8 protein-coding genes are annotated in these 11178 nt (G+C 41.9%); 1 reads left to right on the top strand and 7 read right to left on the bottom strand.

All coding sequences use genetic code 11. From position 1 onward, the window contains the following. Positions 1-296: 296 nt before the first annotated feature. The 7 genes from scpA to ABZB17_RS15315 all read right to left on the bottom strand — a co-directional run bounded on the left by scpA (position 297) and on the right by ABZB17_RS15315 (position 9612). Positions 297-2453 (bottom strand): methylmalonyl-CoA mutase, encoded by a 2157-nt coding sequence (gene scpA / locus ABZB17_RS15345; RefSeq protein WP_372651295.1) that lies wholly within the window; start codon positions 2451-2453, stop codon positions 297-299. Positions 2454-2493: 40 nt separating this feature from the next. Beyond that, complete coding sequence (locus ABZB17_RS15340; protein ID WP_372651293.1) at positions 2494-2886, bottom strand: GxxExxY protein; 393 nt, start codon at positions 2884-2886, stop codon at positions 2494-2496. Between the two features lie 28 nt (positions 2887-2914). Beyond that, positions 2915-4777, bottom strand: a complete 1863-nt coding sequence (locus ABZB17_RS15335; RefSeq protein ID WP_372651291.1) for a methylmalonyl-CoA mutase family protein — start codon at positions 4775-4777, stop codon at positions 2915-2917. Positions 4778-5097: 320 nt separating this feature from the next. Beyond that, the gene (dsrP, locus tag ABZB17_RS15330) at positions 5098-6348 is read right to left on the bottom strand and encodes a sulfate reduction electron transfer complex DsrMKJOP subunit DsrP (RefSeq protein ID WP_372651289.1); all 1251 of its coding nucleotides are present in this window, start codon (positions 6346-6348) and stop codon (positions 5098-5100) included. A gap of 57 nt (positions 6349-6405) precedes the next feature. Beyond that, positions 6406-7296, bottom strand: a complete 891-nt coding sequence (locus tag ABZB17_RS15325) for a 4Fe-4S dicluster domain-containing protein (RefSeq protein ID WP_372651287.1) — start codon at positions 7294-7296, stop codon at positions 6406-6408. Then, positions 7283-7903 carry a hypothetical protein gene (locus ABZB17_RS15320; RefSeq protein ID WP_372651285.1) on the bottom strand — a complete coding sequence of 207 codons (621 nt, stop codon included), beginning with the start codon at positions 7901-7903 and terminating at the stop codon, positions 7283-7285. Before ABZB17_RS15320 ends, ABZB17_RS15325 begins: the two co-directional genes overlap by 14 nt. 44 nt (positions 7904-7947) lie before the next feature. After that, a complete protein-coding gene (locus ABZB17_RS15315) occupies positions 7948-9612 on the bottom strand; it encodes a hypothetical protein (RefSeq protein WP_372651283.1) in 1665 nt (554 codons plus the stop codon). 567 nt (positions 9613-10179) lie between these two features. On the opposite strand from ABZB17_RS15315, the gene ABZB17_RS15310 reads away from it, so the two are divergent. After that, a partial coding sequence (locus ABZB17_RS15310; protein ID WP_372651281.1) for a fasciclin domain-containing protein occupies positions 10180-11178 on the top strand: 999 nt, incomplete at its 3' end.

Below are 11178 nucleotides of genomic sequence, written 5' to 3'. Positions count from 1 at the left end.
GGTTTCCGTTTTCTATTGTCAATTGGTGATGTTATTATAATCGAATCCGTAGCGGATTCTTATTTTATTGAATTGCGATTAGTGCTATTGAATTCAAACTCGTACCGGGTTTATTCAGTTGGATCAATCCACCGAAAAAAAGAACGCAGTATGCGTTCGATTATAATAGCAACATTGTAAAATGTTGCAAACAACCCGGTACGGGTTGGATTGCGAAAGCAAAATAAAAGCCGGTCCCAAACAGAACCGGCTTCGTATCTTATATTAGAATTCTAATATTCTATTATTCCAATAATCTAATCTTCCTTGTAGGCTTCGATCAAAATTTCAAGGATTTTTTTACCTGCACCTGCAACGCTGGTACCCGGGCCAAAAATGGCAACTGCACCTGCATCGTAGAGGTATTGGTAATCCTGGTGAGGAATTACACCACCACAAATAACCATGATGTCTTCTCTTCCCAGTTTTTTCAGCTCCTCGATAATGGCAGGAACCAGTGTTTTATGACCGGCTGCCAGTGAAGAAACACCTACTACATGCACATCGTTTTCAACGGCTTGTTTAGCACTTTCTTCAGGAGTCTGGAATAATGGTCCCATGTCAACATCGAAACCAAGGTCGGCATAACCGGTAGCAACAACTTTTGCACCGCGGTCGTGACCATCCTGACCCATTTTAGCGATCATAATACGTGGCTGACGGCCTTCCATTTCTGCGAATTTCTTCGCTAAAGCCTGAGCTTCCTGGAACTCCGACTTGTCTTGTGCTTCTGCTTTATACACGCCTTCAATAGTTCTGATTACTGCTTTATAACGTCCTGCGATTTTTTCGCAAGCATCTGAAATTTCGCCTAACGAAGCACGTTTTTTAGCGGCTTCAACTGACAAGGCCAACAAGTTACCTTCGCCTGTTTCGGCAGCTTTTGTAATGGCTGCCAACGCTTTTTGCACGTCTTCTTCGTTTCGCTCGGCACGCAGCTTGTTCAATCTTTCGATTTGCGATTTACGAACTGCAGTGTTGTCGATATCCAGAATGTCGATCGGATCTTCTTTCTCCAAACGGTATTTGTTAATACCCACAATGGTTTGAGTTCCACCATCAATACGTCCCTGTGCACGCGCTGCAGCTTCTTCGATACGCATTTTTGGTACACCGGTTTCAATAGCTTTGGCCATACCGCCCAGTTTTTCAACCTCTTCGATATGTGCCCATGCTTTTTGTGCCAGCTCGTGTGTTAATGCTTCAACGTAGTACGAACCTGCCCATGGATCGGCCGAACGACAAAGTTCAGTTTCCTGTTGGATGTACAACTGCGTATTACGTGCAATACGTGCCGAGAAATCGGTTGGCAATGCAATCGCTTCATCAAGCGCGTTGGTGTGCAAACTTTGTGTTCCGCCCAAAGTTGCTGCCATTGCTTCAATAGCAGTACGGCCAACGTTGTTAAACGGATCCTGCTCGGTTAACGACCAGCCCGAAGTTTGTGAGTGCGTACGTAATGCCATCGATTTTGGATTTTTCGGGTTAAACTGTTTAACCAGTTTTGCCCAAATCATACGAGCGGCACGCATTTTTGCAATTTCCATAAAGTGGTTCATTCCAACCGCCCAGAAGAACGACAAACGTGGCGCAAAAGCGTCGATATCTAAACCGGCTTTAACACCTGTGCGCAAGTAGTCTAAACCGTCGGCAAGCGTGTACGCCATTTCAATGTCGGCAGTTGCACCGGCTTCCTGCATGTGGTAACCAGAAATGGAGATCGAGTTGAATTTCGGCATATTTTGAGAAGTGAACTCAAAAATGTCGGCGATAATTTTCATCGAGAATTCCGGAGGGTAAATGTAAGTGTTACGCACCATAAATTCTTTCAGAATATCGTTCTGAATTGTTCCTGAAAGTTGCTCCAGTGTAGCGCCTTGTTCCAAACCTGTAACAATGTAAAATGCCAGCACAGGAAGAACAGCACCGTTCATGGTCATCGATACCGACATTTTATCCAGAGGAATCTGATCGAAAAGGATCTTCATATCCAGGATGGAGTCGATAGCCACACCTGCTTTACCAACGTCGCCAACCACACGTTCGTGGTCTGAGTCGTATCCGCGGTGTGTAGCCAGGTCGAATGCCACTGACAAACCTTTCTGACCGGCGGCTAAGTTACGACGGTAGAAGGCATTTGATTCTTCGGCAGTTGAGAACCCAGCGTACTGACGGATAGTCCATGGACGCATGGCGTACATTGCCGAGTAAGGCCCGCGAAGGTAAGGTGCCAAACCTGCTGCATAGTTCAGGTGCTCCATTCCTTCAAGGTCTTCTTTGGTGTAAACCGGTTTAACAGGAATCTGCTCCGGTGTTACCCAGTCTTTTTTGATGTTATTTTTTGCAGCCCAGTCAGATGCTTTCGCCTGCTCGGTAGCTGCTTTGATATTTATATCTTTAAAATTCGGTTTCATAATTCTTTTGTTTTAACACGAAGACACTAAGTCACGAAGATTAAAAGTATCCGTTAATTTTTCGTTTAATACCTTGTTTGATCAATGGTACATTAAAATTGATTAGATAACCCAGTTTCATGTCTGCCAGTTTCATGTAGGTTAGAGTTTGTACCTCGTGAACCGGCAATAACATTTCAACAGCTTTCAACTCAATTATAACGCACCTTTCAACTAATATGTCAATGATAAATTCTTTCTGAAGAATCTTGTCTTTATAGACAACCGGCAATTTAACCTGCCTCTCAACAGTAAGACCACGTTCTTTCAACTCTTCAACTAAACAAATTTCATAAACCGATTCGAGCAAACCAGGTCCTAATTCTGAATGCACTTCAAAGGCAGCATCCACAATCTGTTTCCCAATCTTTTCTATTTCAGTTTTCGAAATCATCTTTGAGTCTTCGAGTCTTTGTGTTTAATTATATCCCCAGTTTTTCTTGGTAACCTTTTAACTCTTCCAAAATATTGCTTTTCATGTGAATGAAGTTTGTGATGCCTTTTGCTTTCAGCTCGTCTGCACAAGCAGGAGCTCCGGCAACAACCAAAATTTCTTCACCCAATTGCTCTGCTACTGCAGGAACAATTTCAGCATACTCTTCATCCGAACTACAAACCACAACAATGTCGGCGCCTGCTGCTTTTGCTGCGGCAACACCTTCTTCAACTGTTGCGAATCCGTTGTTATCCTGTACATCGAAACCGGCAACTGCAAAAAAGTTGCAGGCGAACTGTGCACGTGCCTTACGGAAAGTAAGATTACCAATGGTAAGCATAAATGCCAGCGGACGTTTGTTTTCGCGAGCGTACATATCGGTAGTGTAACGCAATGTCTCAAATGGTTGAGCACCACGGTAAGGTTTCAGCGTTTCTACTTCAGCACCTTCTTCAGCCAGGTCAACTGCTTCGAACAATGAACCATCAAAATCAGCTTTCATGTTTTCAGTGAAGTTAGGGAACTGGTTGGTTCCTAACAGGTTTTCACGACGCTGAGCGATCTTTTTGTTACGGTCAGCAGCCATTGCTTTAACCTCTGCCTGAACAAAACCTTCTTTGAAAGCAGCAATGAAACCACCTTTTTCCTGAACAGCAAGGAAAAGTTCCCAGGCCTGATCAGCCAGTGCTTCAGTAAGTGTTTCAATGTAGTACGAACCTGCTGAAGGATCGGCAATCTTATCGAAGTGCGATTCTTCTTTTAACAGGATCTGCTGGTTACGTGCAATACGCTCCGAGAACGGAGTAGTTTCTTCGTAAATAGCGTTAAAAGGAAGTACTGTAACCGAGTGTGCACCGCCCAAAGTGGCCGACATTGCTTCGGTTTGTGTACGCAACATGTTTACATACGGATCGTAAACCGTTTTGTTAAAGCGGTTGGTTTCGCTGTGAACGATCATTTTTGCCGAACACTTGCACTCCGGTCCGTAAGCTTCAACAATTTTCGACCATAAAAGACGGCCGGCACGCAACTTGGCTATTTCCATAAAATAGTTGTTGCTGATACCCATGTTGAATTTAATCGCTCTGGCTGCATCGTCAACACTAACACCGGCTTCGGTTAGTTGTGTTAAGTACTCAGCACCCTGTGCCAGCGCAAAGGCCAACTCCTGAACGATAGATGATCCGCTGTTTGCGAAGAATTTTCCGTGAACGCCAATTACGCGGAAATTCTTAACGGCCTTTGCAGCCTCAACAGCCGGAACCAGTTTTGCTACTGCATCTTCTTCAATTTTACCTTTTAAAGTGAAAGTGCCAATAGGATCGAGTGATGCCGAAGCAATCACTTTATCGTTGTCCCAGTTGCCTTCCGAAACGTAAGCTGCAAAAGCTTCGGCGCAGTGGTTGTTATCGCAAGGGCAAACCAGGTTAATTTCGGCTGCTTCCAGACAAATGTCTTTTAGCAACACGCCCAGGCTTTCCTTGGTAACCGAACCACATTCGCTGAAAAGGAAACCTAAAGAGGTGATACCTTTTCCAAGCACTTCTAAAGCTTTTTTGTTAGCTTCTTCAAAATCGGTAACAAAGATGTTTTGACGAATGAACCAATCATTGTTGGTTTTATTGTTTCCCCGCACATATGGAAATTCTCCCGGTAAGCTTTCCAGGTATTCTTTTCCTGCAAGGTTTTCCTGACGGTAATACGGGCGAACTTTGAATCCCTCGTAAGTATTCCAAACGAGAGAGCGCTCGTAGTCTTTGCCTTTTAAATCGGCATTAATTTTTGCTTCCCACTCTTCTGTTGTGATGGGTGCAAAATCGGTGAACAGTTTTTGCTCTTTATCTGCCATGTTGAAAATTGTTATTGAAAATCGAGTGGCAAAATTAGGGGTTTTAAATGTACGCACCTCAGAATCACTATGGTTTTTGGCTAATGTTAACAAAAATCATATTAATCATGGGCTCAAATTAATGTTATGGTAAAACTGAGCGAAATTGGGATAAAAAGGTCTTGTTCTTGCCGGGCCTAAATTGTTCAGAATGCCTTTCTTTTTGTATTATTTTCAACTGGTTACCTCAGTCCCTGCTTTTGAAAAGCATAAACCGGAAAAATTTACGGGGATTGCGGGTTTGAACACAATTTTACCATGGCATTTCTCTTTATAATCTTTTAGGTTGTTGGCATTTCGCGCATTAAGTGTTTTTCTTTTTTGCTGATGTCTGATATTCTGTAATTCTCGAAAACTATGGCAATGGCAATTTTTACCAGGAATGTGAAAAGCAAAAATCCCAGCGAAAAGATCATGGCTGCCGTTCTGATTTCGGTCATTGAAGGAGTGTAAACGTAAATTTGTCCCAAAACATCCGGAGTAAATCCGGGGATAATAAGGGCAATTCCTTTTTCAACGTAAACACTGGCATAAATCAGCACAGCTCCAATGTTTAGTGTCACAAAGTTTTTGCGGGTTTTCGGAATCAGGAAGAGAACAAAGGCAATAAATCCCATCGTTATTGAAGACCAACTGTAGGGCACAATTTCTTTTGAGTCGCCAATTCCGAAAAGAAGGTATTTCCAGTACAACAGGTGTTCGGTTCCCGAATAAAATTCTTTAAACAGTTCGGCAATCGTGAAAAACAAATAGATAAACATGGAATAAACCATCAACTCGGCAATGGTCCAAATTGCTTTATCCTGAATTTCGAATTTGGTGATTTTTCGAAGTATCTGAAAGAGGATAATAAGTATGGCCGGCCCTGAACAGAATGCAGATGCTAAAAATCGTGGAGCCAGTAAAGCGCTGTTCCAAAACGGACGAGCGGGTAGGGCATTGTATAAAAACGCAGTTACGGTATGAATTCCAACGGCCATTGGTATACTTATCAGCACAATAATTTGCACCATTTTTTTATTGTAGGGTTTTTTGTAAAAAATGCTATACAATAAATGGGTTACAACGGTGAGGTTAATAATAAGGTAGGCCAGCAGGAAGAAAAAGTCCCATGATAACATGGAATAGGGGAAGTTCATAGTACCCACCAGTGGTAGCATGTGCCAGAAACGCAGTGGATTTCCTATATCGACCACAATAAATGCAATGCACATAATTACGGCGCAAACAGCCAGTAGTTCCCCAAAAATTACGATTTCTTTTATGGGTTTCCAGTTGTATATGTAAGCCGGAATTACAAGCATAATGGCAGCAGCAGCAATTCCCACCAAAAACGTGAAGTTGCCAATGTAAAATGCCCACGAAACGGAATCGCGCATGTTTGTTGTTATCAGGCCTTCGTTTAGCTGATCGGCATAACCAAATGCTCCCCAGACTGCCAGTGCAATCAGAAAGAACAACCAGGCGTAATAAGCGTTGGAACCTTTTAGTATTAATTTGATACTTCCGTTTATAAAGCGCATGAAATTCATAGCGAAAATTCTTAGTTATTTCTTAAATTCTTGTTTACAGTAGCTTGCCGAATGGAGTTACACACCGAAGAAATAATAAAACCTCGGCTGAGTGTTTAACTCTTCTTTAAGCACCAGTACCCGTTTGTTTTCGAGTATATATCTGATCTCACTTTCATGATCAAGCAGATTTCCGAATTTGCGGGCCCCAACCGGGCAAATCTCAACACACGACGGATATTTCCCTTTTCGTACACGCTGAATACAAAAAGTACATTTTTCAACTACACCTTTCATCCGTGGGCGGTTTCCCAAATAGTGCATGTCGGTATTGAGTTCTTCTTCAGGAATTTCAGGTTCGCCCCAGTTGAAGTGACGCGCTCCGTAAGGACAAGCAGCCATACAATAGCGGCACCCGATACACCAGTTGTAATCGATAACTACAATTCCGTCGGGTTCCTGCCACGTTGCTTTTACCGGACAAACGGTTGTACATTGTGGGGTTCGGCATTGCTGGCAGGCAACAGGTAAATAAAAGTGCCCTTTCTCAGGAACTTTCTCCGGGTTGTAATGCACATCAGAATGGGCAAAGTCAATTCCTTTTTCCTTTTCCATTTGCAGCACCTGTATCCAGTGAATTTGTGGCGACCGTGATTGATTGTTTTCGCCCACGCAGGCATAAACACATTTACGACAGCCAACACACCGCGACAAATCGAGCGCATAGGCAAATTCAACCTGCTCCATGGCCGGTTCAGCCGAAACCTTAAACTCTTTATTGTATCTCTCCTTATACTTTTGCTCCAGATCTTTTATGATGTCTTCCTTCTCTTTATCAGACAAAGTTCTGAAGTTGCGCTGAAAAAACTCCTCCAGTTCTTTCATGCTACATCCGGTAGCAGTCAGCGCAGCCACCGAAGCCAGTGATAGGTTTTTCAGGAAGGATCTTCTTGATTTATTCGGTTTCATCGTCTTTTTGTTTCCGGTTCATGTAGCTAATGTTTTCCTGCATTACCGGTGGGGGTTCCGGTGTTAACAGCTCGAATTTTGGTGAATGCGGATCATGGCAATGCACACAAAGCAAATATTCCTTTTTCCCGTTCCATTCACCGGTTCTTTTTCCGTGTACTCCCACTTTCCAGTCGCGCAGTTTTAATCCGTGGCACTGCCCGCACAATTTGTACGATTCTTTAAAATCCAATAATTGTCCGCTGGCCAACCGAAGCGAATCGCGGTTATTAAGGTCGTGGCAATCCAAACACCACCGGTTTTCACTATCGTGGTTGAACATTGCTGTAATGTCGTCGTGCATGTCAACCAGTTCTCTTCGTTCCGGATTGGCTTCTATCTCCGAGTGGCAATCGTTACACGGAAAAATGCCATCGGTTAACGGAGGCGCTTCAACTGCAATTTCTGCAGTACCGGCTGTTTTAACTGCGATTTGTTCCGTCGGATTGTTTATTTCCGGATTGTGATTGTCAGCTTCAGACAGTTGACTTGAACAACTGTAGCCGAAAATATACAGTCCCAGAACCAGGAGGGGTAATGGGCCTTTCTGAATTATTTTGCGCTTCATATTTGTTTGATTAGTCAGTTGCAAATTTCATTCAACAGAAGGAATCAGTCTGTTTCTTCCTTCTTTTTGATATAGTATTTTGTATATAAAATGGATACCGTAATCGAAATAATTGCCAGTGCCAGAAATATGAGTACCCGGTATCCAATGTCAACGTTTTTCATGTCGATGAACAACAGCCGGATGGCCGAAGCAACAAGTGATGCGATGGCCAGCCAGCGGTATTTTTTTCGTTTTAGCAGCAGGCTCATTATAAAGAAAAGTACAGCAGCTAAAATCCACGAAGCGGTAATGTATGATACGGGGAATAAATGGTAAAAAGTTACTAATGTCATTACAAAACCAGAAAGAAGGTAAAGGTTGCGGACCAATTCAGTTTTGATGTTGAGGCGTTCTTTCTTCCAGTTGAGTATACGCGCGGAAACAAAGGCCACAAGCATATACGATAAGTTGATCTGGTTTTGGCTTTCGTGTTGCGACAGATAGACCGTTAGCAAGGTTAGGAAAAGAAGTGTGTTCATAACCACTATAAAACGCGAGCGGTACCACAGGGCCATCGACACTACCAGCAAACTTTGAAGTGCAAAATAGGCGTGCGATTCGGGCAGCCCGAAAATGCCGTAGATGGCAACACTCAGCGATAAAAATCCAAAAAGGACATACATGGGGGCGGTGATAGTTAACGACGACCAAAGTTTTAGTACCACAGAATAGATGAGGCAGAAAAGTGTTAACAGAACAAATATTGGAACATAATTTTCTGAGAAATAGGTAACAACAATCAACCCCAGGATTACGATAAATCCCAATCCGTTCCATACCACCGAGGCGATTACAAATTCGTTTGATATTGCCTCTTTTCGGGGGAGGAGTGCCAGCATGGAAAAAGCAAACCAGCTAAGAATAAAAAACCAATAACCAAAACCCGGCGATGCAATAAAATCGGGGGTATTGCCAATTATAGGATTGTTTATCAACCAGTTTACATGTGCCAGATAAACAAGAAAAATGAAAGCAAAAGTAAGTTTCAGCCAAGCGAAACGGTAATATAAAAACATAGAAATAACGGCAACCAATAAAGTAACGCCCGATACAATACTTACGTTCTTCCCTAAAATGCCGCAAAACAGCAACATTATCAGAACAATGCCCGACATAACTTGCGATTGTTTCTGGTAGGCTTTGAACAACAACGAAAAACTTACCAAAAACAAAAGGATCAGGCCTAAAGTTTCATTTTTGATAACCGGATTTTCCTGAAAGAAGTGCAGGCGAAGGGTGAAATAGAAGATCAGTAAATGCCCGTTAAAAGCAAAAAGTTTTGAAAGAAACGAGTAAGACCAGCGCGTAAACCACGAACTTAAATATAATCCTGCTACGGCAATAAATCCAACAGCCAACGAAAGAATTGCCGTGCCGGTGTTTTGAATGTATGAACCCAGAAAAGTGATACCAATAAAAAGTACAATGTTGCCGAGCCAGGCCATTCCTGATTCTCCAACTCCAAATTCTATTGAGCCTTTTTCTTTAAACGGAAGCTTTAGGTCGAAATCTTCACCTGGTTCAACAGTCAGAGTCTTTTCTCGAACAACACCTTGAGTTTGCAGTTCTTCCAGTTTGCTTTCAACAAGATTTAAACGTTGGGTTAAGGCAAAAATATCTTTTCTGAGGAGTTCAATTTCCGGAGAATCGGATTTGTCCTTTTGCATGGTCCACAAATGTCAGGTTATGCAGATAGATGTACTAGTAGCTCCTAAGAAGTATAAAGTGATATTGACCAGGCATCTTGTCTCAATATCATTTTATTTTTCAGATCATCACCTCTAAATTTATAAGAATTGATCGTATTATCCTACTGTTTTACTATGATATAAATCAATAGTCTGTTGAATATCAAGTATCTCTGTGATATATATCAATTTCAATGAATACAAAATAATAGTATTGCGATAGTCGAAATCGCGAGATTTTCATCAACTATCCGCAGGTTCATTTGGTCCATTTCAAAATCAGTGGTGAAGATCAATATCCTTATTGTTTGCTTTCATACTTAATTGAAATTTTGAAATTAACAAAATTTAACAAAACACCTGAAAGTGTTGTAGATATTGATCGGTGAATATTATTAAAACTTAAATGTTTAATAAAAGATGGAAAAGAATAAACAAAAAAGTGTTTAATATTGTATTAGTTGTAGTTAAACAAAAAGAAGACAAGAAAACAATTTCAGAGAACGAAAACAGAAACATTTATTTATCCACTTTTAAACTAGAATTATGAAAACGATTGAATTATTAAAGAAGACAAAAAAACGGTTTAGTTTACTACCGGTCCTATTACTGGTATTGACGCTAAGTTTTACTGCATGTAATGATGACGATGATCCGATGCCGGATCCTGAAATGGAAAAAACGATTGTAGACGTGGCTGCTGAAGCGGGCTCGTTTAATGTGTTAATTCAGGCAGCCCAAAAAGCCGGTTTGGCTGAATTTTTAAGTACCGAGCAAAATATTACCGTATTTGCACCAACTGATGCTGCCTTTGCAACTTTGTTAACAGATCTGGGCGCAAGCAGCCTCGACGATATTGATGCAGCTACTTTAACAGCCGTGCTTAAATATCATGTAGTGGGCGATTTAGCATACTCGAACAACCTGGAATCGGGAGCAGTGGCAACATTAAACACTGGCTCACCCGACGGAACTCCACTTTCACTGCTGGTTAATGTTAATGGCGGTGTAATGATTAACAACGTCAATGTTACCACTGCCGACGTAATGGCTTCGAACGGTGTAATTCATGTTATCGACAAAGTGTTGTTGCCGCCAACAGTTGTTGATTTGGCCACTTATTCCGATAATTTCTCATCGCTGGTAAGTGCAGTTGTTAAAGCTGATTTGGCAGGTGCTTTAAGCGCCGACGGTCCTTTCACCGTGTTTGCACCAACAAACAATGCATTTGCAGCACTTTTTGCAGCGCTCGAAATTTCAGGCTTAGATGATGTAAGTGTTGAAGATCTGACATCAATATTAACCTATCACGTGGTTGGAGATAATGTTTTGTCAACCGAACTTTCGGCCGGAGCAGTTGCGGCAATTTCGGGAGAAGAATTTGAAGTGACCATTGACGGAGACGTAATGCTTAACGGAACTATTAAAGTAGTTGCTACCGATATACAGGGAACAAATGGTGTAATTCACGTAATCGATGCTGTTTTGGTTCCTGAATCACAAATGTCGAATACCATAGCAGACATTGCTGTGGCTAATTCGGAG

The sequence above is a fragment of the Draconibacterium sp. genome (genome assembly GCF_041583095.1).
Lineage (GTDB): Bacteria > Bacteroidota > Bacteroidia > Bacteroidales > Prolixibacteraceae > Draconibacterium.
Note: the sequence above shows the minus strand (reverse complement) of the source record. Positions and strands in the feature narration are given on the sequence as shown.